The 23,399-nt window shown below is 63.8% G+C and carries 21 protein-coding genes; 11 read left to right on the top strand and 10 right to left on the bottom strand.

The features are described 5' to 3' along the window. Positions 1-4 precede the first annotated feature (4 nt). The 3 genes from proB to EBQ26_RS00935 all read left to right on the top strand — a co-directional run bounded on the left by proB (position 5) and on the right by EBQ26_RS00935 (position 5,124). A complete protein-coding gene (gene proB / locus EBQ26_RS00945; protein WP_390614152.1) occupies positions 5-1,234 on the top strand; it encodes a glutamate 5-kinase in 1,230 nt (409 codons plus the stop codon). Between the two features lie 374 nt (positions 1,235-1,608). Continuing rightward, on the top strand, positions 1,609-4,035 hold the full coding sequence (locus tag EBQ26_RS00940) for an Lcl C-terminal domain-containing protein (protein ID WP_147473968.1): 2,427 nt from the start codon (positions 1,609-1,611) through the stop codon (positions 4,033-4,035). 129 nt (positions 4,036-4,164) lie between these two features. Further along, positions 4,165-5,124: a hypothetical protein gene (locus EBQ26_RS00935; RefSeq protein WP_147473967.1), complete on the top strand. Its 960-nt coding sequence runs from the start codon at positions 4,165-4,167 to the stop codon at positions 5,122-5,124. Positions 5,125-5,486: 362 nt separating this feature from the next. Here EBQ26_RS00935 and EBQ26_RS00930 read toward each other — a convergent pair whose 3' ends face one another. From EBQ26_RS00930 to EBQ26_RS00915, 4 genes are read right to left on the bottom strand one after another with little or no spacing between them, the layout of a single operon-like run. Next, complete coding sequence (locus tag EBQ26_RS00930) at positions 5,487-5,753, bottom strand: type II toxin-antitoxin system RelE/ParE family toxin (RefSeq protein WP_122237144.1); 267 nt, start codon at positions 5,751-5,753, stop codon at positions 5,487-5,489. After that, positions 5,740-6,006, bottom strand: coding sequence for a type II toxin-antitoxin system RelB/DinJ family antitoxin (locus EBQ26_RS00925; protein ID WP_122237143.1), 267 nt, complete (start codon positions 6,004-6,006; stop codon positions 5,740-5,742). Before EBQ26_RS00925 ends, EBQ26_RS00930 begins: the two co-directional genes overlap by 14 nt. A gap of 16 nt (positions 6,007-6,022) precedes the next feature. Beyond that, positions 6,023-7,051 (bottom strand): hypothetical protein, encoded by a 1,029-nt coding sequence (locus EBQ26_RS00920; RefSeq protein ID WP_238944041.1) that lies wholly within the window; start codon positions 7,049-7,051, stop codon positions 6,023-6,025. Continuing rightward, positions 7,051-8,160, bottom strand: coding sequence for a helix-turn-helix domain-containing protein (locus EBQ26_RS00915; RefSeq protein WP_122237142.1), 1,110 nt, complete (start codon positions 8,158-8,160; stop codon positions 7,051-7,053). Before EBQ26_RS00915 ends, EBQ26_RS00920 begins: the two co-directional genes overlap by 1 nt. A gap of 231 nt (positions 8,161-8,391) precedes the next feature. Here EBQ26_RS00915 and EBQ26_RS13180 point away from each other — a divergent pair, with 231 nt between their 5' ends. Beyond that, positions 8,392-8,649 carry a FitA-like ribbon-helix-helix domain-containing protein gene (locus EBQ26_RS13180; RefSeq protein ID WP_122237280.1) on the top strand — a complete coding sequence of 86 codons (258 nt, stop codon included), beginning with the start codon at positions 8,392-8,394 and terminating at the stop codon, positions 8,647-8,649. Positions 8,650-8,887: 238 nt separating this feature from the next. On the opposite strand, the gene dxs is transcribed toward EBQ26_RS13180, so the two are convergent. The 6 genes from dxs to EBQ26_RS00880 all read right to left on the bottom strand — a co-directional run bounded on the left by dxs (position 8,888) and on the right by EBQ26_RS00880 (position 14,824). Next, the gene (gene dxs, locus EBQ26_RS00905; protein WP_122237141.1) at positions 8,888-10,822 is read right to left on the bottom strand and encodes a 1-deoxy-D-xylulose-5-phosphate synthase; all 1,935 of its coding nucleotides are present in this window, start codon (positions 10,820-10,822) and stop codon (positions 8,888-8,890) included. An 80-nt stretch (positions 10,823-10,902) separates the two neighbouring features. Further along, the gene (locus tag EBQ26_RS00900) at positions 10,903-11,844 is read right to left on the bottom strand and encodes a polyprenyl synthetase family protein (RefSeq protein WP_122237279.1); all 942 of its coding nucleotides are present in this window, start codon (positions 11,842-11,844) and stop codon (positions 10,903-10,905) included. 201 nt (positions 11,845-12,045) lie between these two features. Then, positions 12,046-12,306, bottom strand: coding sequence for an exodeoxyribonuclease VII small subunit (locus EBQ26_RS00895; protein ID WP_122237140.1), 261 nt, complete (start codon positions 12,304-12,306; stop codon positions 12,046-12,048). Positions 12,307-12,366: 60 nt separating this feature from the next. Beyond that, positions 12,367-13,224: a formyltetrahydrofolate deformylase gene (gene purU / locus EBQ26_RS00890; protein WP_122237139.1), complete on the bottom strand. Its 858-nt coding sequence runs from the start codon at positions 13,222-13,224 to the stop codon at positions 12,367-12,369. 120 nt (positions 13,225-13,344) lie between these two features. Beyond that, on the bottom strand, positions 13,345-13,932 hold the full coding sequence (gene purN / locus EBQ26_RS00885) for a phosphoribosylglycinamide formyltransferase (RefSeq protein ID WP_122237138.1): 588 nt from the start codon (positions 13,930-13,932) through the stop codon (positions 13,345-13,347). A gap of 121 nt (positions 13,933-14,053) precedes the next feature. Continuing rightward, on the bottom strand, positions 14,054-14,824 hold the full coding sequence (locus EBQ26_RS00880; RefSeq protein ID WP_122237137.1) for a GNAT family N-acetyltransferase: 771 nt from the start codon (positions 14,822-14,824) through the stop codon (positions 14,054-14,056). Between the two features lie 348 nt (positions 14,825-15,172). On the opposite strand from EBQ26_RS00880, the gene parC reads away from it, so the two are divergent. The 7 genes from parC (at position 15,173) to EBQ26_RS00845 (ending at position 23,363) form a co-directional block, all read left to right on the top strand. Then, positions 15,173-17,584, top strand: coding sequence for a DNA topoisomerase IV subunit A (parC, locus tag EBQ26_RS00875; protein ID WP_122237278.1), 2,412 nt, complete (start codon positions 15,173-15,175; stop codon positions 17,582-17,584). A 358-nt stretch (positions 17,585-17,942) separates the two neighbouring features. Next, positions 17,943-18,719: a transporter substrate-binding domain-containing protein gene (locus tag EBQ26_RS00870; RefSeq protein ID WP_122237136.1), complete on the top strand. Its 777-nt coding sequence runs from the start codon at positions 17,943-17,945 to the stop codon at positions 18,717-18,719. Between the two features lie 116 nt (positions 18,720-18,835). After that, complete coding sequence (locus EBQ26_RS00865) at positions 18,836-19,528, top strand: ABC transporter permease (protein ID WP_390614151.1); 693 nt, start codon at positions 18,836-18,838, stop codon at positions 19,526-19,528. A 12-nt stretch (positions 19,529-19,540) separates the two neighbouring features. Next, positions 19,541-20,245, top strand: coding sequence for an ABC transporter permease (locus tag EBQ26_RS00860; RefSeq protein WP_122237135.1), 705 nt, complete (start codon positions 19,541-19,543; stop codon positions 20,243-20,245). A 10-nt stretch (positions 20,246-20,255) separates the two neighbouring features. Further along, positions 20,256-21,041, top strand: coding sequence for an ABC transporter ATP-binding protein (locus EBQ26_RS00855; RefSeq protein ID WP_122237134.1), 786 nt, complete (start codon positions 20,256-20,258; stop codon positions 21,039-21,041). Positions 21,042-21,225: 184 nt separating this feature from the next. Next, on the top strand, positions 21,226-21,999 hold the full coding sequence (locus EBQ26_RS00850) for a ferredoxin--NADP reductase (RefSeq protein ID WP_122237133.1): 774 nt from the start codon (positions 21,226-21,228) through the stop codon (positions 21,997-21,999). A 236-nt stretch (positions 22,000-22,235) separates the two neighbouring features. Then, positions 22,236-23,363 (top strand): NAD-dependent epimerase/dehydratase family protein, encoded by a 1,128-nt coding sequence (locus EBQ26_RS00845; RefSeq protein ID WP_122237132.1) that lies wholly within the window; start codon positions 22,236-22,238, stop codon positions 23,361-23,363. The last annotated feature ends 36 nt before the right edge of the window (positions 23,364-23,399 follow it).

The following is a 23,399-nucleotide window of genomic DNA, read 5'->3' as shown; positions in this document are numbered from 1 at the left end:
GCCGATGATGGATATGCAGCAGCAGGACAAGGCTTTTTCTCACTCCCATCCCTCCACCGATGGCGCCAACGCCTGGGATCAGGTGCGCCATGCACGGCGCATCGTGGTCAAGGTCGGCTCCAGCCTGGTCACCAACCAGGGCCAGGGGCTGGATGCGGCGGCGATCAGCGAATGGGCGCGGCAGTTGAGCCTGATCGTGCGCGGCGGCCCGCAGGGCGGTGCAGGTAAGGGCACGGACAATGGCCAGCGGCGCGAAGTCATCATGGTCTCCAGCGGCGCCATTGCCGAGGGCATGAAGCGCATGGGCATGGCCCGCCGCCCGCGCGAGCTGCACGAATTGCAAGCCGCCGCCGCCGTGGGGCAAATGGGCCTGGTGCAGATGTACGAAACCATGCTGCGCCATTACCAGCTCGGCAGCGCGCAGGTGCTGCTGACCCACGCCGACATGGCCGACCGCGAGCGCTACCTCAACGCCCGCGTCACGCTGCTGACGCTGCTCAAACGCGGCATCGTGCCCGTCATCAACGAGAACGACACGGTGGTCAACGACGAAATCCGCTTTGGCGACAACGACACGCTGGCGGCGCTGGTAGCCAATCTGGTGGTGGCCGATTTGCTCATCATCCTCACCGACCAGAACGGCTTTTACACCGCCGATCCGCGCAAGCACCCCGAGGCCACCAAGGTGCATCTGGCCCAGGCGGGCGATGTGGCGCTGGAGGCCATGGCGGGCGGGGCCGGCTCAGCCATCGGCACCGGCGGCATGCTCACCAAAGTGCTGGCGGCCAAGCGCGCGGCGCGCTCGGGCGCATCCACCATCATCGCCTGGGGGCGCGAGCGCGACATCCTGCCGCGCCTGATGGGCGGCGAGCACAACATCGGCTCGCTGCTCTACGCCCCCATGCACAAACTGCAAGCGCGCAAGCAATGGCTGGCCGACCATTTGCAACTGCACGGCGCGGTGGTGATCGACGCAGGCGCGGTCAGCAAAATCGCCAGCGAGGGCAAAAGCCTGCTGCCCGTGGGCATGGTGGCTGTGCGCGGGGCCTTCACGCGCGGCGAAGTGATTGCGATCGAAGACGAATCGGGCCGCCAGATCGGGCGCGGCCTGGCCAATTACAACGATCAGGAGGCGCGCAAACTCTGCCGCCACAGCTCCGACGACATCGAAGGCCTGCTGGGCTACGTGGCTGAGCCGGAGATGGTGCACCGCGATAACCTGGTGCTGGTGTGAGCTTGCATGCATCCTCTCAAGAATTTCATATCAAGATAAAAATAACTCCATAACTGAATTGCCGAAATGGAGTGATTTTTTTGCTTTTGATTTGAAATAAAAGATCGCTTTGGTAGCTGCCAAGCCCTCTCCCGCCGGCAATAGAGAGGGCAGGGTGCCGGGGGGCGCCAGGGCGTCAGGGTTTTCCTGACCTCTTCATCGGCAAAAAAGCAGCTTGCAGAACTTACCCGCATACAAGCAATCGCTACACTCCACTGGATTGCTCTCTACACACCCGGCCACGCCATAGGCGTCGCCGGGTTCTTGCGTCCGCTTCGCTCTCGCGCCTTCCCTCTCAACCCTGACCGCCCCACCATCAAGGAGGAGTCTTCGCCATGTCCATCCCCCCATTTCGCCGCCACGGGTTAAGCGTTGCCGCGCTTGGCGCTGGCCTGGCCTTGTCCGCCCAGGTCGCCAGCACCGCCACCCAACCCGCTGCGCCTGCCGCATCGCCCATCAGCGTCGCCACCTGCGTCGCCCAGCCCCTGCCCAGCGGCTACCAGGACATCCAGGCCGTCTACCTCGCCTTCTACCTGCGCCCCGGCGACCCCGCCGGGCTGCGCTACTGGGCAGAAAAAGCAGGAGGCGACATCACCACCATCCTGGCCGACTTTGGCAACTCCGCAGAAGCCAAGCGCCTCTACGGCGACATCACGCCAGAAACCATCGGCGATGCCATCGACAAGATTTACCAGGCCCTCTTTGGCAAAGCCCCCGACGCCGAAGGCAAACAACACTACATCGACGGCTACCGTGACGGGCGCTACAGCGCCGCCGACCTGGCCTACCGCATCCTGCAAGGCGCGCAAAACGACGACAAACGCGCCATCGAGCACAAACTGGCCGCCGCCAACTTCTTCACCCGCACCGTCGATGCCGACCTGGACGGCACAAACCAGCAAGCCACCTACGACGCCAAAGACGAAGAAACCGTGCGCCAATGGATGCAGGCCATCACCGCCGCCGTCGTCCCCACGCCCGAGCAAGTGCGCGACTTCATGCGCGGCCAAGTCGCCGCCCCCAGCGACTCCCTGCGCCAAACACAAGCCAAGCCCCAACTGGCCAGCCTCACCCCCGACCAAGCCCAGGCAGGGCAAGCCACCCGCTTCACCATCCGGGGCCAACACCTGCCCAGCACCGCACGGCTGAACATTGGCAACGCCCAATGCGACGCCCCCGTACAAGTGCAATGCAACGGCAGCGGCTTCACCCAAAACTGCACCTTGGGCGGCGATGCAGGCAAACGCACGGCCACCGTGCAAACCGCGGAAAGCGGCCAGGCCATCGACCGCAAAACCATCCAGGCCACCAGCGCGGCCCCCAACCCTGAACCGCAGCCGCCCCAACCCACCCCCATCCCCAAACTCGACAGCATCATGCCCTGGCGCGTCGCGCTCGGGCATGCCACCGTCTTTACCGTCAAAGGCCGCGATCTGCCCGCCACGGCCACCCTGCAAATCCCCGAAACCCGCTGCACAGCCCCCACCGACGTGCAGCCCGATGGCAGCGGCTTCAAGCAAAGCTGCACCCTGAGCGGCCAGCCTGGCCAGCGCCTCGCGCGCGTGCGCACCGATGAGCAGGCCAACGGCGGCACACTCATCGACGGCGTCTACACCGTGACCGCCGAATCGTTCACACCGCCACCACCGCCGCCGCCACCGCCACCGCCACCTTTCGTCCCCAAACTGCCCCACACCGGCATCACTGACCAGCAGTGTTACGAGGCGGGCAGCCACAACCTGGTGGCCTGCGACAGCCCCGAGGCCATTGCCCTGAGCGGCGGGGAAAAACAAGACGGCATGCGCCGCCACATCAACCCCATGAGCTATGCCCACGTACCCAAGCCCGGCGGCGGCCATTACGACAAGACCGAATGCGTCAAGGACACGGTCACCGGCCTGATCTGGGAAGGCAAGGTCGATGACAGCAGCCACCTGCGCCATTACGCCAAGCGCTACACCAACTATGGCGACGGCCGAGCGCGCGATACCAGTGAATACGTGGCCCAGGTCAACGCCCAGGGCCTGTGCGGCTTCAACGACTGGCGCCTGCCCACCGTGCGGGAGTTGCAAGGCCTGGTGGATTACAGCAAACCCTACCCCGACCCCGCTATCAACACGGACTGGTTCCCGCACACTTGGGATGATTCCAACACCTATTGGGCTGCCCATTGGGCTTCAGACTCATATGCAAGTGAACCTGCCTACGCTTGGTTCGTCGATTTCAGACACGGGGCCACAAGCTGGCTTGAGCGCCATAGCCGTGGCTACATACAGGGGGCGGTTCGCTTAGTGCGTGGCGCAGCGCCCCCCGTGCAAGCTACGTGTCCCAGCAGCGCATCGGGGCGTTTTGTGCCAACAGGTGTCAACGGCAATGAAGTGAAAGACATGGAAACCGGCCTGACCTGGGCGCGGTGCAGCGTGGGCCAGAGTTGGGACGGCATGACTTGCACCGGCACGGCCAGCCGAATGACACATGAAGCCGCCTTGGCACACGCCAAAGAGCAGGCAGGCTGGCGCCTGCCCAACGTGAAGGAACTCTCCAGCCTAGCGGACCGAAGCTGCGTGAATCCGGCTATTGATGCCGCCATATTCCCGAATACCGCATTCGGTATGGATATGGAATATTTGACAGCGACGCCTTTTGGACGTGCTCCACGCCGCGCCTGGTTCGTCTATTTCGGCAGCGGCTTCGTCGACTACCACCTCCACCGCTACGTCGGCGGCGGTGGTCCGGTGCGGTTGGTGCGAGCCAGTCAGTGATTGGGGGCGGCGCAGCCGCCTTGGGGTGTTTTTCAGCCCAGGGCGCGCAGCGCCGCAGCGGCAAGCGAGGCCCCATGCCCGCCGCTGTGGGGGCTTGAAAAATCTGGTGCAATTTTTGGAGGGAATCGTATGTCTGCGTCCAAATGGGCATGGGGCTTGGGGCCTGTTATTGTCGCTGCCTCAGTTTTGGGTTTCCTGAATAAGGAGTGGGATACATCGGAGCCTGCTCGCGTGGCAAGAAGTTTGCTTGATTTGGCTTCTGCTTTTGGCACTGTGGCGCTCCCTATCAGAAGCTTTCCCCGATTGCCTGCTGTTTTTTCCATTTCTGACGGGAAGGCGATGATTGCGCTGGAATCCAGGGTTGCCAGAAACGGCCTCAAAATGGGGGCGCAAGCGCCAGTGGTGGACTTCAAGGAATTTACCCGGATTTTCTATCGTGCGCATTATGGCTCAGAGCCTTCGGCGGATTTTGACGAGAAATCAGTGGGCTCATTCCTTCTGGTGGAGAGCAAGGGGGAAAACTATGCTTTTTTTGTCGATAGCGACGAATTTTGCGTCTTGAACCCTGCCGACCCATCCATCTATCATGTGGACTTCAGGAAGAAATATGTAAAGTTAAAAATAACCGGCACGATTCAAAACATTGTTTTTGGATCGAATGCCGATGAATGCAAGAGCATTGAATCGGAGTTCTTGAGGGGGCATGCGGATCATCAGGGCTCCGATGAGAGGGAAGAAATGATGCGGACTTATGAACTCCTGGGTATTGGGCGTTTTGTGACTTCAGTCAACCATGATACCGGGGAGCTTGAGGTCAGAGTGGTAAGGAATGGGCGGGTAGAGTACAGGATGTTCCGTGTCAATGATTTTATTGCCCGAAACAATATAGATGGTGAATTTGCATTAAGGGATTTTGAGCAAAGAATCAACAATCACTATTCCATTTGCACGGAAAAGGCGCTCAAAATTGCAAGGCGCGAGAATAATGCGGGCCAGCCGTTTATTCTTGAGAAAAGGGCGAGGTGTTTGCAGGAAGGAGGCTTTGATGAAAATGATCAATTGTTTTTTGAAATGCGCCACACTTTCTAGCTTGCTGGCGATGGTTGCTGGCTGTGCCTCTTACTACCCCCCGTTACAAAGCCATCGGGGCCATGTGATCAGCATGGAAAGATACCCGTGCCAGCAGGCATGCCAGAGCTTGTACAGAAATGTCATGCAGGAGTGTCGAAACCTTGTCGAGTTGATCAGGAACCCGGCTGAGAAGGACAGGCTTGAGGCAGAGTGCCTTGTATTAAAGGGATTTCCAGGCGGCGCTCACACTTGCCAAACCAATTGTTTTGGTGTGCTGCCCCGCAGATAACTGCACGAATAAAACCGATGCATGTCGCGCCAGGCATTTGGGCATGAGGGGATGCCTGAGAGCGCCTTTGCAGAGGGGGGTAAAAAGGCGCTCAGCCAAACAATTCGGCATGGCTGCCGATGCGCACCAGCTCCAGCGCCTGCTCGGTCTGGCGGTAGATCAGCACCAAATCGGGTTCGATGTGACAGTCGCGAAAGCCCTGCCAATCCCCGCCCAGGGCATGGTCGCGGTAGCGCGCGGGTAGGGGCTGGCGCTGGCACAGGCAGTACAGCGCTTCGATCCAGTGGTGCGACAGGGCGAGCGTGGCCTGCTTTTTGAAGTCGCGTTTGAAAGCCCGCGTGTAGTCAATCGGCAGCATTGAGCTGCTCCAGCAGGGCGTCGATGTCGGCGGCGCGCTGCATGGGGGCCTGGCCATCGCGCACGGCCTGCATGACGGCGGCAGTTTGCGCGTTGGGCTGGTATTCGAAGCTGAAGCGGCGCTCGCTGGCGATCTTGGTCAGGGTCATGCGCATGACGTCGGAAATGCTCAGGCCCGCACCGGCCAGCACCTCGCTGGCTTGTTGCTTGATGGCCGGATCGATGCGCACGCTGATCAATACACTGTTTGCCATTTTGTACCTCGTTTGTTCATCGCTTGATGGACGATTGTAGCGCTGGGCTGGTGAAAACAGGCGCGGCCCTTGGCAGCGCTGGTGTGGACAGCGCTTCACGGGCGGCGGCCTCGATGGCGTCGAAGGCGGCGGGCATGCGGTCAGCCTTTACCCAAGCCGGGCCAGCAGTTGCTCGATCACCTCGCTGGCTTGCCGCTGCCGCAGCGCCCGGGCTTCGCGCAGTTCTGGCGCATGGCCTTCGCCCAGCTCGAATTTGGCGACCGATACCGGGCCATCCTTGCGGTAGCCCTCGGCGGTTTCGCCGCTTGCAAAGCGTTGGTGCAGGACGGCCAGCGCAGCGTCGATGACGGCGCGGTGCCGGCCGCCGCGTGCGTTGCGAAAGGCCTGGGCCACGCCGTCCATGCCGCCGGGGGGCGTGTTCGAGGCAGTAGACGAGGTCGTGTGCGTCCTTGCGCGCAAAGCGCTGCTCGAAGGCAAAGGCTTTCAGGCAGGTGAAGCTGACGAGGTTGGCGTGCCTGACCTTTTCGCTGGCGATGCCGTTGCCGCCCAATAGCTCGGCCTGGATTTCAGTGACTTGGTGCAGGTCGAAGACGATGGACGCATGCGGGATGTTCAGGGCCGAGATGGCGCCTTCGGTGGGCAGTGGGCGCACTTTGCCGCCGCTGAGGTGCGGTGCATCGGTCAGCAGTTCGAGCACCATCAGCGCGCCGTGTTCGGTGCGGGTTTGCCAACGCCACGAGAGCTTTTGGCCAGCGGCGTTTTCGGCGCGCTCGAAGCCCATTTTTCTGAGGTTGTCCTCCAGCGTGTGATAGGCCTCGGTGTCGGCCAGGATGTGCAGGTCGATCACGATGTCTACGTCCAGCGTGCCCGCATGCGCTGGCACGGCAGGTGGCCGCGCGGCCACGAGATAGCGTGGCACAAGCCCGCCGATTAGGTAGACCGATTCCTTCCACGGCCCCAGGCCGCGCAGGAGCGTGACGAGGACGCGCTCGCAGTCCACGGTGTAGCGGTCGCTGTAGCCGCCAAGTGTTGCGGGCTTGGGCATCAAAAACCAATCCTTTCCTGGCGGAAGTGTTCGGCCATTTCCTTGGCGCGGCCTTCGCCGCGCAGCAGGTCGAGGTAGATCTGGATGGGGCTGGCCAGCCAGAGGCCGTCGATTGGCTGGCTAAAGAGCAGCTCGCCAGGCGGCTTGGTTTCGATGATTCCCAGGTTGGCGCCTTCGTGGACGGGGCGCGCGCCCAGCTCGGCCAGCGCAGCATCGGCGCTGGCGCCGCCTGGCAGGCGCACCCGCACTTGGGGGACATGGGAGAGAAAGGGCGCCAGGCGCTGCGCGGCCGCTTCGTGGGTGATGGCGTATGGGGCCTGGTAGGCGTGGCAAACCCGGCCGAGCCGCGTGGCCAGCGTGTCGGCCTTGGCGCCCGGCACGTAGTAGCGTTGCACAGCCTGGGGCGGGAGGGTGGCCAGCTGCTTGGCCCAGGCGTCCAGCAGGGCGGTTGGCTCGCGCAGTTGGCGCTGCTTGCCAGGGCCTTGCCCGCGCACCGCCAGCCAGTCCAGGCGCTCCAGCTCGCCCAGCACCTGGGAGGCGGTGGCGGTGGAGACCATGGCCTGCTGGGCCAGCTCGGTGACGCCAAACCAGTCCTGCGGCTGCATCAGCAAGGCGTGCAGGACCTGGGCGCGCCGCCCGGCAAACAGCGCCCGCACGGTTTTTGCCAGGCTTTTGGGCGGCGGTTTGTCGATGTACACATACACGCCGGGTGCGCACAGGTACAGGCTGCCGCCGCTGTCGTAGTAGCCAACGCGCTGGCTGCGCAGCGTTTCTTTGGCGCCGGGGGAGATGGACTGGGCGATGAGCAGTGGCAAGGCGTTTGCCCCCTGTGCGGTGGGCGTGCCGTGGCTGGTGGCCTGCAGCTGCCAGATCAGTTGGCGCACATCGCGCGGGAAAACGGCCTTTCTGACGGCAAGCAGCAGGAGCAAGGACTGCCCGGCAAGGTGCAGCTCCAGCCGGGCGTCGTATCCGCGCCCGCTGGGCTGGCCTTGTGGGCCTTTCGGATCGGCCGCTTCCGGGGAGAGATCAGCGCGCACGTCGGGCAGCGCGCGCAGGGCGTCGAGCAAGTGCGCGATCAGCGCCTGTTCGGTCGGGGGGAATTGCTGCATGCCAGTGGTTTAGATGATTTTCTGTTCAGTAAACACGACGAATCTATCGAATATTTATTTAAATGGCAATTTTTACTGTGCAGCAAAAGATCGGCGATGGTGGCAGGTGTGAACAGGCGAAGCCCTTGCCAGCGCATGCGCTACCGCTCACGCCCACGGCGGCGCTGGGCATGCGGTTGGCCCCGGCGAAAAAGCTCCGGCGGCCAGCCCTTACCCGAGCCGGGCCAGCAGTTGCTCGATCACGTCGCTGGCTTGGCGCTGCCGCAGCGTGCGGCCGAGCATGGGCGCAGCACCGAGGCGGAGGTGCGCAGCATCCTGGAAGGCGCCGTCAAGTCGCAGCCGCGACACCGCGCCATTCAAAGCGGCAGGCGTGGCCGTGATCGACCCTTGGCAGGTCGACCTGTAGATTCTCATAAAGACATTTCCTGCAAGACGCGCCGCTTGTTCTCGTCACACCGGCGCAGGCGGGTGTTCAGTCAGCGACGCTGACAGGGGCGGCGCTGCCCTTGCCAGCGTTTGCCAGCGTGCGCAGCCTCTGAGAGCCTGTTCAAAATCTTTGCGCGGCGGTCAAGAGAGCGGATTTGGGCGGTCTGCGGCGCCCGCAAAGCCTCGCCATAGCGGGCGCTATGGCTGTGTTTTGCGCCTTGCAGCCCATCCCAAACCGCTTCTTGTCCACTCGCGCCGAGATTTTGAACAGCCTCTTACGCCAGTGGCGCTCAGGCCGCTTTCAGGCCAGAAACCGGCTGCGGATGCTTTGCTCGATGCCTGACGCATCCAGCCCTTGCAGGGCCAGCAGCTTGGCCGGGTCGCCGTGGGGGATGAATTCGTCCTTCAGGCCCAGTTGCAGTACGGGGCGCAGCAGCCCGGCCTGGTGCAGCGATTCCAGCACGGCGCTGCCTGCGCCGCCCATGAGGGCGCCTTCTTCCAGTGTGACCAGCGCGTCGTGCGTGCGGGCGATCTCGTGCAGCAGGGCTTCATCGAGCGGTTTGGCCCAGCGCATGTTGACGACGGTGGCATCCAGCCGCTCGGCGGCTTGCAGCGCGGGGTAGAGCAGGGTGCCGAAGGCGAGGATGGCGATGCGCGGGGGCTGGCCGGGCGTGTGCTCCTGGCCGCTTTCCTGGCTGCGGGCAGGCTGGCTGGAGGTGCGGCGCACTTCGCCCTTGCCGTAGGGCAGCGGCTCCAGGTCGGCCAGTGGCTCCACGCCTGCGCCTGCGCCGCGCGGGTAGCGCACGCACACGGGGTGGTTTTGCGCGTAAGCGGTGCTGAGCAGTTGGCGGCATTCGCGCTCATCGGCCGGGCAGGCCAGGGCCATGTGGGGGATGCAGCGCACGAAGGGGATGTCGTAGGCCCCGGCGTGGGTGGCGCCATCGGCGCCGACCAGGCCCGCGCGGTCCAGCGCGAACACCACGGGCAGGTTTTGCAGCGCCACGTCGTGGATCATCTGGTCGTAGGCGCGTTGCAAGAAGGTGGAGTAAATGGCGACCACGGGTTTGAAGCCTTCCGTGGCCAGGCCTGCGGCGAAGGTGACGGCGTGTTGCTCGGCAATGCCCGCATCAAAGTAGCGCTCGGGAAAGCGCTGGTGGAACTCCACCATGCCCGAGCCTTCGCGCATGGCGGGGGTGATGCCGATGAGGCGCTCGTCTTGCGCGGCCATGTCGCACAGCCATTGGCCGAAGATTTGGGTGAAGGTGGGTTTGGGCGCCGTTTGGGGTTTGACGATGCCTACGGCGGGGTCGAATTTGGAGGGGCCGTGGTAGGCCACAGGGTCGGCCTCGGCCAGTTTGTAGCCTTGGCCTTTTTTGGTGACGACGTGCAGAAACTGCGGGCCTTTGAGCTGGCGCAGGTTTTCCAGCGTGGGGATGAGCGCGTCCAGATCGTGGCCGTCGATGGGGCCGATGTAGTTGAAGCCGAATTTCTCGAACAGCGTGGCGGGCAGCACCATGCCTTTGGCCTGTTGCTTGAGGCGCTTGGCCAGATCGAACAGGGGCGGAACGGGTTGCAGCACGGCTTTGCCGACGTTTTTGGCGGCGGCGTAGAACTGGCCGCTCATCAACTGGGCCAGGTAGCGGTTGAGCGCGCCCACGGGGGGGCTGATGCTCATGTCGTTGTCGTTGAGCACCACCAGCAGGCGCGCGTCGCGCTCCACGCCCGCGTTGTTCATGGCTTCAAAGGCCATGCCGGCGGTCATCGCGCCGTCGCCAATGATGGCCACGCTCCAGCGGTCTTCGCCGCGCCGCGCGGCGGCCAGCGCCATGCCCAGGGCGGCGGAAATGCTGGTGCTGGAGTGGGCGGTGCCAAAGGTGTCGTACTCGCTTTCGCTGCGCACGGGAAAGCCGGAGATGCCGCCCAACTGGCGCAGCGTGGCCATGCGCTCGCGCCGGCCGGTGAGGATTTTGTGCGGGTAGGTCTGGTGCCCTACATCCCACACCAGGCGGTCGTGGGGTGTGGCAAAGACGTAGTGCAGCGCCAGCGTCAGCTCCACCGTGCCGAGGTTGGAGCTGAGGTGCCCGCCGGTGCGGGCGACGCTGGCGAGCAAGAAGGCGCGCAACTGCTCGGCCAGGGGTTTGAGGCGCTCGCGCGGCAGGCGGCGCAAGTCCTGCGGGTCGTTGATGGATTCCAGCAGGGGAAAGGCGTCGAGGGGGGAGCTGGCTGGGCCGGTCATGTGGGGAGTCCTGTTGTGCGATGGCTCGGCGGGGGAAGGTGGCATGGCGGATGCGTCAACGCATGGGGCGGGGGCTGCGCTCAGTGCGCGCGCTGCACCACCAGATCGGCCAGGCCGCGCAAGGGGGAGGCGGCCAGGGCGGGTGCGGCCTCCAGCGCGGCGCAGGCGCGCGCATGCAGCTCGTCCGCATAGGCGCGCGCGGCTTGCACGCCCATGATGGAGACGTAGGTGGGCTTGTTGTCGGCAGCGTCCTTGCCTGCCGTTTTGCCCAGCGTGGCCGAATCGGCGGTGGCATCGAGCACGTCATCCACCACCTGGAAGGCCAGGCCCAGGGCCTGGCCGTATTGGTGCAAGGCTTGCCCGATGGCGGGCGAAGCGCTGGGGGCGCAGGCCGCGCCCATTTGCACGCTGGCCAGCAGCAGTGCGCCGGTTTTCAGTTCGTGCATGTGTTGCAGTTGGGCCTGGTTCATGGCCAGGCCGACGTGGGCCAGGTCGATGGCCTGGCCGCCTGCCATGCCGCTGGGGCCAGCGGCGCGGGCCAGCAGGCTGCACAGGCGGGCCTGGGCCGCCCATTGTTGAGCGGGGGGCAGGGCGGTTTCAGTGGGCGTGGCGTCCGTGGGGGGGGTCAGCCACTCGAACGCCAGCGCCTGCATGGCATCGCCCGCCAGCAAGGCGGTGGCCTGGCCAAACTGTACGTGTACGGTGGGCTTGCCACGGCGCAGCACATCGTTGTCCATGCAGGGCATGTCGTCGTGGATCAGCGAATAGGCGTGGATCAGCTCCACAGCGCAGGCGGCACGGATGGCGGTTTGCGCCCAGGCGCTGCGCTGCGCGCTGGGGATGTCTGCCTGGGTGCAGAGGGCTTCGTGCGCGGCCAGCGTCAGCAGGGCGCGCAGGCGTTTGCCGCCGCCGAGCGCACCGTAGCGCATGGCCTGCACCAAAGGCGCAACCGCGGCGGGCCAGAGCGCGGGGGCCAGGCTTTGCTCTAGCGCGGCCTCGACCTGGGCGCGGCGGGCCTGCATCCAGGCAGCGAAGTCGCGCGGGCCGTTGTCGGGGGCGGGTGGCGTGGGGGCGGCTGGGTTCAAAGCGGGGTTCCTGTGTGATGGGGCGTGGCAGTTGCGGCCTTTCCCCGTGGCGGGCAGGCGGCGCTGCGGCACGGCGGCGGTCTGCAGGGCGAAGCGGCGGTTGACCAGAGGTCAATCAAGCGGTTAATTCATCAACGGTTAATTAGCGGCTTGATCGGGGGCGGCGATGGCGGTTTCGTCCAGGCTGCGGGCGATGTCGCCATCGAGCACCTGGATTTGCTGTTGCACCGCTTGCAGCCGGCTGCGGCAAAACGCCAGCAATTGTGCGCCGCGTTGGTAGCCGGCCAGCAACTGCTCCAGCGGCAATTGGCCGGACTCAATTTGGGCGAGCAATTGCTCCAGTTCCTCCAGGGCGGCTTCGTAGGTGCTGGGCAGCGGGGCGCGGGCTTTGGCGGGCATGGCGGGCCGAAAAAATCGGCCATTTTACGGGCCATGCGTTGCGTTGCGCTCCCATGCGCCTTAGCGAAATACCACGGTTTTCTGGCCGTTGATGAGGATGCGGTGCTCGCTGTGCCATTTGACGGCGCGCGCCAGCACCTGGCTTTCGGTGTCACGGCCGATGGCGGTGAGGTCTTCCACGGTCAGGCTGTGGTCCACGCGGGCGACGTCCTGCTCGATGATGGGGCCTTCGTCCAGATCGGCGGTGACGTAGTGGGCGGTGGCGCCAATGAGCTTCACGCCGCGGTCGTGCGCCTGGTAATAGGGCTTGGCGCCTTTGAAGCTGGGCAGGAAGCTGTGGTGGATGTTGATGGCGCGGCCGGCGAGTTTCTGGCTGAAATCGTCCGAGAGGATTTGCATGTAGCGCGCCAGCACCACCAGTTCGGCGCCTTCGCCCTGGATGATTTCGTATTGGCGCGCTTCGGCCTGGGCTTTGTTGTCCTTGGTGACGGGGATGTGGTGGAAGGGCACGTTGTAGCTGGCCGCCAGTTGGTAGAAATCGCGGTGGTTGCTGATGATGGCGCGGATGTCGATGGGCAGCAGGCCGCTTTTGAAGCGAAACAGCAAATCGTTGAGGCAATGCCCCTCGCGGCTGACGAAGACGACGGTGGGCACGGGTGTGCAGGCGTCGTGCAGGCTCCAGGTGATTTGCAGCGGCGGGGCGAATTCGCCCAAGGCTTGCTGCAATTGCTCCAGGCTGCGCTCGGGGGCGCGAAATTGCAGGCGCATGAAGAACAGGCCGGTGCTGTGGTCGTTGAACTGGGCGGCTTCTTCGATGTTGCCGCCTTGCTCGAGCAAAAAGCCGGAGACGGCGTGCACCAGCCCTTTGCGATCGGGGCAGGAGAGGGTCAGGACGAAAGTGGGTGTGGCAGGGATCATAAAAAGAGTAACAGTGGCATGGCTGCGCCAGGCAGCGAAGGATTTTATAATTCAAAAGGAAAACAAAGATGTCTGTTTTGGCATGATGGGTATTGAGTTGTTTTTCCTTTGATTGGGTGGTTAGGCTGTAATCGTCTGGAGCGCCTGAAGAATGGCGCGGGGGTAGAGCAGGTATTCCTGCGTCTGCACGCGGGCCGTGAGGCTTTGGGCCGTATCGCCGGGCAGGATGGGCACGGCCACCTGGTCGATGATGGGGCCGGCATCCAGCTCGGGCGTGACCCAATGCACGGTGGCGCCGGTGAAGCGGCAGCCTGCATCCAGCGCCCTTTGGTGGGTGTGCAGGCCGGGAAAAGCTGGCAGCAGCGAGGGGTGGATGTTGATCAGCCGCCGCTCGAACGGCTCCACGAACACGGGCGTGAGCACGCGCATGAAGCCCGCCAGCACCACCAGGGCGGGGTCGTAGGCTTGCACGGCGCGGGCCAGCTCGGCATCGAAGGCTTCGCGGGTGGGGAAGCTCTTGTGCTCCACCACTTGCGTGGCCAGGCCCGCCTCCTGGGCTTTTTGCAAACCGGCGGCATCGGCGCGGTTGCTGATGACGGCGACGACTTCGGCCTGGTGCCGCTCGCGCCATTGCTGCTGGCGCTGGGCCTGGACAATGGCTGCCATGTTGGAGCCAGTGCCGGAGATGAGGATGACGATGTTTTTCATGAGGGGCGATTTTCGCACCGGCCAAGGCGGTGCAAACCGGGGGCGGAGCGCTGGCGCGATGGTGCGCGTCCATGAAAAACGCCCGCTGGGCGCGGGCGTGGCGGCAGGCTGAACGAAGGCGTTATGGGTTTTGGTCTGGGGCTTCGTCTTCTTTTTTCTTGCCCAGGCGGGCCGGGTCGCTCCAGCGTTGCAAGCCGTCCAGAAAGGCCTGGAATTGGTAGGCCTGCACTTTCATGCGGTAATCCATTTCGCCGAATTGATCCTCGAACACTTCCGTCAGGCGGGAGTTGAGGTTGGCAGGCGGCAGGCGCAGATAGGCTTCGGATTCGCCCCCTTCGCGCTGCACGACCGCACCGGCATTGCGGGCGATCTTGAGCATGGGCGCGTTTTCGCTCAGGGCGTGGATGTACATGATCTCCGCCCCTTCATTGCGGGCGTGCATCATGGCGCGGTCGTACAGGCGCTTGCCCAGATGGCGGCCACGGTAAGCGCCCGAGACGGATACCCCGAACTCCGCCGCGCGGGGTTTGCCCTCCGCAGGCGGGTCAAAGGCCAAGTGGGCCATGGCAATCAGCTCCAGCTTGCGGTTGTGGATGCCGTAAATCTCGTCGCGCTGGAAATCCAAGTTTTCCACGTAGCGCTCCACTTGCGTGTTGGAGGCCGGGTAGCCAAAGCGCAAATAGCGGTCGCGGTCGCTCAGGTTCAGCAAATGCTCCAGGATTTGCGGGCGATGCACAGGCCCCAGCGAGCGGATGGGGATGTGCAGCGGCTGAGGCTTTTCCTTGAGCGTTGCAGCGGGCGTGGTCTGCGCGGGTGCCGGGGCAGCGGCCTGCTTGGCGCTTGCGGGGGCGGAGGAGTTGGTGGTTGGCGTTGGTGTTTTCACTTCAGGCATAGTGCGTTATGGGGTCAGAACGGTGAACCTTGCGCAGGCATTGAATGGCTTGTGGCCAATGGCCTGCTGAAGGGCAAAAAAGCGGCCAGTCCCTCCCTGGCGCTTTTGCAAAATACAAATATATGTTGCAGTGCAAAAAAACGCAAAAGCCGCGCCAGAGGTTGACGCCGCCTCATGGTCAAGCAGCATCAAAATGCGTTGAAAGGGGTTTTCTGGTTGCGCTGGCGCGGGGCGTCTGGCCCGGCAGGGCGTGTCACTACAATCGCCGCACTTCAATTGCCGCGTTCAATTCATGCCCAGGCTGGCTGCGCCAGCGGGCGGCGGATTTCCCCCTATTGCATGCAAACGATGAATACCGATCAGGCCGCGCAGGCCCTGGGCGCCGAGGATGCGCCTGTTTTTTTGGCTGAAAGCGAGCGCGATGCCGCCGGGCCGCCCGCTGCGGCGCAGCCGCCGCGCGTGGGCGATGGCGATGACAGCTCCCTGGCCGCCTATGCCCAGCGGGCGTATCTGGAATATGCGCTCTCGGTGGTCAAGGGCCGCGCCTTGCCCGATGTGGCCGACGGGCAAAAGCCGGTGCAGCGGCGCATTCTCTACACGATGGAGCAAATGGGCCTGGCCTATGGCGGCAATACGGCGGCCAAGCCGGTCAAGAGCGCGCGCGTGGTGGGCGATGTGCTGGGCAAATACCACCCGCATGGCGACAGCGCCGCCTACGACGCGCTGGTGCGCATGGCGCAGGATTTCAGCCAGCGTTACCCGCTCATCGACGGCCAGGGCAACTTCGGTAGCCGCGATGGCGATGGCGCAGCCGCCATGCGCTACACCGAGGCGCGGCTGAGCAAAATCGCGCGCCTGCTGTTGCAGGAGATCGACCAGGGCACGGTGGATTTCACCCCCAATTACGACGGCGCGTTTGAGGAGCCCAGCCAACTGCCCGCGCGCCTGCCCTTTACGCTGCTCAACGGCGCCAGCGGCATTGCCGTGGGCATGGCAACCGAAATCCCCAGCCACAACTTGCGCGAAGTGGCCGATGCGGCCGTGGCCCTGATCAAAACGCCCGATGTGAGCGACGAGGCCCTGCTGGCGCTGCTGCCCGGGCCGGATTTCCCCGGCGGCGGCCACATCATCAGCGCCGCCAGCGAGATCGCCGCCGCCTACCAAAGCGGGCGCGGCTCGCTCAAGGTGCGCGCGCGCTGGGTGATGGAGGAATTGGCGCGCGGCCAGTGGCAAATGGTGGTCACCGAGCTGCCGCCCAATGTGAGCGCGCGGCGCATCCTCGAAGAAATCGAGGAGCTGATGAACCCCAAGCTCAAGGCGGGCAAAAAGTCGCTGACGCAAGAGCAGCTTCAGCTCAAGGCCACGGTGCAGGCCGTGCTCGATGGCGTGCGCGACGAATCCAACAAGGATGCGCCCGTGCGCATCGTCATCGAACCCAAATCCAGCCGCACCAGCGCGCAGGAGCTGATCGGCACGCTGCTGGCGCACACCAGCCTGGAGAGCTCATGCAGCATCAACCTCACGATGGTGGGCCTGGATGGCAAGCCCGCGCAAAAATCGCTGCGCCAGGTGTTGCAGGAGTGGATTGCCTTTCGCCAGCGCACCATCGAGCGGCGCAGCCAGCACCGGCTGGGCAAGGTGCGCGATCGCATCCACGTGCTCGAAGGGCGCCAGCTCGTTCTGCTCAACATCGATGAAGTCATCGCCATCATCCGCCACAGCGACGAGCCCAAAGCCGCCCTGATGGCGCACTTTGCGCTGACCGAGCGCCAGGCTGAGGACATCCTGGAAATCCGCCTGCGCCAACTGGCGCGGCTGGAAGCCATCAAGATCGAGCAGGAACTGGCCGAGCTGCGCGCCGAGCAAGCCAAGCTGGAGGACGTGCTGGCCAACCCCGCCAGCCTCAAGCGCCTGATGGTCAGGGAAATCGAGGCCGATGCCAAAGAATTCGCCGACGCGCGCCGCACCCTGATCCAGGAAGAAAAGCGCAGCGTGGCCGAGATCAAAATCATCGACGAGCCCGTCACCGTCGTCGTCTCGCGCAAAGGCTGGGTGCGCGCGCGCAGCGGCCACGGCCATGATCCGCAAGGCTTTCACTTCAAGGCGGGCGACGCGCTTTACGGCACCTTCGAATGCCGCACGGTGGACGTGCTGCTCGCCTTTGGCGGCAATGGCCGCGTGTACTCCGTGCCCGTGGCCGCGCTGCCCGGCGCGCGCGGCGACGGCCAGCCCCTGACCGCCTTCATCGAGCTGGAGCCTGGAAGCGCCGTGCAGCACTACTTCGCCGGCCCGGCCGAGGCCCAACTGCTGCTGTGCAGCTCGGGCGGCTACGGCTTTTTGGCCAAAGTGGGCGACATGGTTTCGCGCCAGAAAGCGGGCAAAGTCTTTGTCACCCTGGCCGAAGGCGAAAGCCTGTGCGCCCCCTCGCTGGCGGGCAGTCCCGGCCAGGCCGAACCAGCCAGCAGCGTGTGCGCCGTCTCCACCGCCGGGCGCATCCTGACCTTTGCGCTGACCGAGTTGAAACACCAGCCCAAAGGCGGGCGCGGCCTGCTGCTGCTGTCGCTGGAGGCGCAAGACCGCCTGGCCGGCGCCGCCGCCTACGCGCGCAGCGTGCGCATCGCTGGCGTGGGCCGCGGCGGCAAGGAGCGCGAGGAAACGCTGGAGCTGCGCAGCCTCGCCAATGCCCAGGGCAAGCGCGGCCAAAAGGGCAAGAAGGGCGACTTCGGCTTCAAGCCCGCGCAAGTGCTTCGCCAGGTTTGAAAATCCGTTTCTTATTCCAGATCATCAGGAAAGTAAACCGCCCGTTTTCGGCATGTTGTGATTGAAGCTGGTTTTCCTTTGATTGGTTATTCTGAAATTTCAATCAAAGGAAAAGAGGGTGCTTGCCTATCTTGCCGAAAACAGGGCATTTGTTTTCCTTTTGATAGATGAAATGTACGGCTTGCCACGCCTGGAGCAAGTGGCCAGGCGCTGCGCCGCATGGCCGCATGGCCCATTTGGCCGCTGAGCTTGCGCGCCAAGACGCCGAACACGCTCTAGCGGTTTTCCCCGGGCCAGGGCGTGTCGCGCTCGCACTAGAATCGCCGGCTTATTACGCAACCCTCCCACAGGAGTTTTCATGACAAAGCACATCATCCAGGCCGTCTTGCTGGGCGCACTCTCTGCGGTATCGCTGGGCGCTGCCGCGCAGGATTTGCGCGTCGCCGTCGATCCCACCTATGAGCCTTTCGTGTACAAGGACGGGCAAGGCAAGCTGGTCGGCTTCAACATCGATTTCTCCGAAGCCGTGTGCGCCGAACTCAAGCGCAAATGCGTCTTCGTCGAACAGGTCTGGGACAGCATGATCCCCGGCCTGCAAAGCCGTCACTACGACGTCATCATCAGCGACATGTCCATCACCAAGGAGCGCCAGCGCGTGGTGGACTTCACCGACCGTTACTACAAAACGCCCAGCGCCATCGTGGTCAAGAAAACGCTGGACTACAAAGGTCATGAATCGCTCAAGGGCCTGTCCATGGGCGTGCTCAAAGGCAGCACGCAAGAGCGCTACGCCAACGGCGAGCTGGCGCCCAAAGGCGTGAAGATCGTTTCCTACGAAGCGCAAGACCAGGTTTATCTGGACATCAACGCCGGCCGCCTCGACGGCACGGTGGCCGACAAGGTGGAAGTCACCGGCGCTTTCCTGCGCAAGCCCGAAGGGCAGGGCTACACCACCGTGGGCAATGACCTGTTCGACGACAAATACTTCGGCGCCGGCATGGGCATCGCCCTGCGCAAAGGCCAGCCGGAGCTGAAAGAGCAGCTCAACCAAACCATCAAAAAGCTGCGCGAAAACGGCCAATACGCCGAAATTGCGAAAAAATACTTCGACTTCGACCCCTACGGCACGGATTAAGCCCTTTACGGGTTGAAACCTTGCCGGTGCGCGCGTAAGCGCTTGCTCTGGGCGGGTGCCTATGCCCGCCCTTTTTCCTTTTTCAGACTTGGCGCCCTGACTTAGATGGCCTTGCCGTGATCCATTCCGCTTATTACCTCTCCATCCTCAAAGGCGCGCTCGTGACCGTGGAGGTGGCCTTGCTGTCGCTGGCCGTCGCCATTGTGCTGGGGCTGCTGGGGGCAGCGGCCAAGCTCTCGCGCAATCGTCCGCTGATGCTGCTGGGCCAGCTCTACACCACGGTGGTGCGCGGCATTCCGGAGCTGATCTTGATGCTGCTGGTGTTCTACGGCGGCAGCACCGTGCTGAATCTGACGCTGGAAAAGCTGGGCTACAGCGCCGGCGTGCGCATCAACCCGATGCTGGCGGGGGTGCTGACCATTGGTTTTATTTACGGCGCTTACATGACGGAGAACTTCCGTGGCGCCATCAAGGCCATCCCCATAGGCCAGCGCGAGGCCGGGCTGGCCTTTGGCATGGGGCGCTGGCAGGTGTTTTTCCGCATCACCTTGCCGCAAATGATTCGCTACGTCGTGCCCGGCTTCACCAATAGCTGGATGGCGCTGCTCAAGGCCACGGCGCTGGTGAGCCTGATCAACCTGCACGACATGACCTATCTGGCCAACAAAGCCGGCGCGGCCACGCGCGAGCCTTTCAGCTTTGTGCTGATGACGGCGGTGCTGTATTTGCTGATGACGACCGTCTCGCTCTGGGCGCTGCGCAAAATCCACGCGCGCTACAGCCTGGGCACGGAAGAAGTGCGCCTGTAAGGAGAGCCGTTCATGGACTGGAGCATTTTTTCCGAAGGCGCCACCTGGCAGCTTTATTTGCGCGGCATGTGGGGCACGTTCGCCATGCTGGCGGGCCTGCTGGTGTTTGGCGGCGTGCTGGGTGTGGCGGGGGCGCTGATGCTGGTGTCGCGCTCGCGGGCGCTCAAGGCCGTGGCGTCGAGCTTTACCTACGTCATCCGCGGCACGCCGCTGCTGATCCAGATTTACCTGATTTATTACGGCATTGCCCAACTGGCCTGGGTGCAGGCGCTGTGGGACGACTGGTGGATTTTCGGCCTGTTCAAAAGCTCCGTGTTCTGCGCCATGCTGGCCTTCAGCCTCAACCACGGCGGCTATCTGGCGGAAATCCTCGCCGGCGCCATTCGCGACACGCGCCGTGGCGAGGTGGAGGCTGCCTACGCCATGGGCATGGGGCGCTGGCAAGCCATGCGCCGCATCATCCTGCCCAGCGCCATGCGCCGCGCGCTGCCACCCTACAGCAATGAAGTGATGCAGATGATGCATGGCACCAGCCTGGCCAGCACCGTGCCCGCCCTGCTGGAAATCACCGCCGCGGCCAAGACGATCAACAGCGACTACTATCTGACGTTCGAAGCCTTCCTCGTGGCGGCGGGCCTGTACCTCGCGATTACCTTTGCCATGATGGCCTTGTTCCGTCTGGCGGAAAAACGCTACACCTCTTATCTGGAGCATTGAGCACCTGCATATGACCCCATCCCCCAAAGACATCAAGCTCCAGGTGGAGAACATCCACAAGCGATACGGCGCCAACGAAGTGCTCAAAGGCGTGTCGCTGGCCGCCAGGGCGGGCGATGTCATCAGCATCATTGGCAGTTCCGGTTCGGGCAAAAGCACGTTTTTGCGTTGCATGAACCTGCTGGAGCGCCCCAATGAAGGGCGCATCGTGCTCACTGGCGAGGAGCTGGCCCTCCAGCGCGATGCCCGCGATGGCGAGCTGCACGCGGCCGATATTGCCCAGCTCCAGCGTTTTCGCACCAAGCTCACGATGGTGTTCCAGCACTTCAACTTGTGGGCGCACATGACGGTGCTGCAAAACATCATCGAAGCGCCCGTGCATGTGCTCAAGCAGCCCAAGGCCGCCGCCATCGAAACCGCGCGGCGTTACCTGGACATGGTCGGCCTCAAAGGGCATGAAGACAAATACCCCAGCCAACTCTCGGGCGGGCAGCAGCAGCGCGTGGCCATCGCCCGCGCACTGGCGGTGGAGCCGGAGGTCATGCTGTTTGACGAACCTACCAGCGCGCTGGACCCCGAGCTGGTGGGCGAGGTGTTGCGCATCATGCAATTGCTGGCGCAGCAAGGGCGCACCATGATCATCGTCACCCATGAAATGGGCTTTGCGCGTGAAGTCTCCAACCACTTGGTCTTTTTGCACCAGGGCTTGGTGGAAGAGCAGGGCTGCCCGCGGGATGTGCTGAGCAACCCGCGCAGCGAGCGCCTGGCGCGCTTCCTGTCTGGCAACTTGAAGTGAGCCTTTGCGCAGGCGCTCATTTTTGGCCTGATCGGCGTGCCTGAAACACGCCGTTTTTCATGGCTGCGCCAGGGGGAGGGAAAGACCACGGCGCGAATGCGCTCTCTGGCAAAAGAACACCTAAAAACGGGGAGAATCCGCGCCTGTTTTGACGCCCGTGGCGTCCCTTCCGAAAGCCTGACCAATGAGCGCATTCAACGAAGAAAAAGTCCTCTCCATCCACCACTGGAACGACACGCTGTTCAGTTTCACCACCACGCGCGATCCGTCGCTGCGTTTTTCCAACGGGCACTTCACCATGATCGGCCTGCGCGTCGATGGCAAGCCCTTGTTGCGCGCCTACAGCATTGCCAGCGCCAATTACGAAGACCATCTGGAGTTTTTCAGCATCAAAGTGCCCGACGGCCCGTTGACTTCGCGCCTGCAACACATCCAGCCCGGCGACACCCTGCTGGTGGGGCGCAAGCCCACGGGCACGCTGCTGCTCAACTACCTGCGCCCGGGCAAGCGTTTGTATTTGCTCTCCACCGGCACCGGCCTGGCGCCGTTTCTCAGCACCATCCGCGATCCGGAAACCTACGAACGTTTTGAGCAAGTCATCCTGGTGCACGGCACGCGCTTTGTGAACGAGCTGGCGTATCAGGAGCTGATTTGCCACACCCTGCCCGAGCATGAACTGCTGGGCGAATACATCAAGGGCAAGCTGCTGTACTACCCCACCGTCACGCGCGAGCCGTTTCGCAACCAGGGGCGCATCACCACGCTGATCGAAAACGGCAAGCTGTTTGCCGATCTGGGCCTGCCCGAGATCAGCCGCGAGGAAGACCGCGTCATGATTTGCGGCAGCCCGGCCATGCTGGCGGATTTGAAAGAGCTGTTCGAACAGCGCGGCTTTGTGGAGGGCAACACCTCCACGCCGGGCGATTTCGTGGTCGAACGCGCCTTTGCCGAGAAATAAGGCGCAAGGAGGGGCGGGCGCCCGTTCAGCCTTTTGCAGGCTTGGAGTGCCTTTGAGTGTGATTTTTTATCAATCAAAAGGAAAAAATTCATGCCTATTTCGGCATGATGGTGTTGAGTTTGATTTTCCTTTGATTTGATTGATGGGTATTTGTCGCCGCAGGCCCTGCCTTTGAACAGGCTTTTGGCTCAACCCCTCCCTTTGCCCCTTTTTGCCGCCCTTTTGCACGTCTTGCCATGCCTGCCTCTGGCCGTTTGACTCGCCGGTTTGCCCGCTCCGCTGCTGTTCGCTCCGCCCCAGGCACCCGGCCCAGGCGCGGCCTGCCCGCGCGTTTTCGGCGCGAGCGGGTGCTGGTGATTGGGTGCGGCGATGTGGGCCTGCGCGCCGTGCGCCAGTTTGCCCAATCTGCCGCGCCCGCCCGCCCGCATTGGCTGGCGCTGACCTCCCAGGCTGCGCGCCAGCCCCTGCTGCGTGCGGCGGGCATCACTCCGGTGCTGGGCAATCTGGACCAACCCGCCTCACTGCGCCGCGTGGCCGCATGGGCCACCCGCGTGCTTTATTTGGCGCCGCCGCAGCCTACGGGCGTGACGGACCAGCGCGCCACCCACTTCGTGCGCCAATGGCGTCGCTACCGCGCTGCCTCTGCCGCTTCTGCCTCTGCCTCTGCCTCTGCCTCTGCCCGTCACACACGCTCTGGCGCGCCTGTGGCCGCAGGCTTGCGTGCGCTGGCCTATGTCTCCACCACCGGCGTGTATGGCGATTGCGGCGGCGACTGGGCGCCCGAAACCCGCCCCGTGGCCCCCGGCAGCGCGCGGGCGGTGCGCCGCGTCGATGCCGAGCGCCGCATGCGTGCGCTGGCCCGCCGTGGCGTGGCTGTGGCCATCTTGCGCGCGCCTGGTATTTACGCCCCCGATCGCGCCCTCGGCTCGCCCGCACAACGCCTGCGCAGCGGCGCGCCGGTGCTGCATGCGCGCGAGGATGTGTATATCAGCCGCATCCACGCCGACGACCTGGCCCGTGCCTGCTGGCTGGCCGTCTGGCGTGTGCGCGCCATGCGGGTGTTTAACGCGGTGGACGATGCCGTGATGAAGCTGGGCGAGTTTTTCGATCAGGCCGCAGACGTGCTGGGCCTGCCGCGCCCGCCGCGCCTTTCGTTGGCCGAGGCCGAGCAGGCGCTGGGCGCAAACCGCATGAGCTTTTTGCGCGAATCGCGCCGCCTGCCCAACACCCGCATCAAGCGCGAGCTGGGCCTGCAATGGCGTTACCCAAGCGCGTTCGCAGGCGGGCTGCACGCCTCCTGCCTGCAAGCATCCCCGTCATCGTCCCCGCTACAGCCTTTTGCAGCGCCTGGCGCGCCGTTGTGACGGATGGGGCAGCTTTGCTCCGGCAAAGCCCTGGCA

The sequence above is a fragment of the Allofranklinella schreckenbergeri genome (genome assembly GCF_003703475.1).
Taxonomy (GTDB): domain Bacteria; phylum Pseudomonadota; class Gammaproteobacteria; order Burkholderiales; family Burkholderiaceae_C; genus Lampropedia; species Lampropedia schreckenbergeri.
This window is presented reverse-complemented; position numbering and strand designations above follow the sequence as displayed.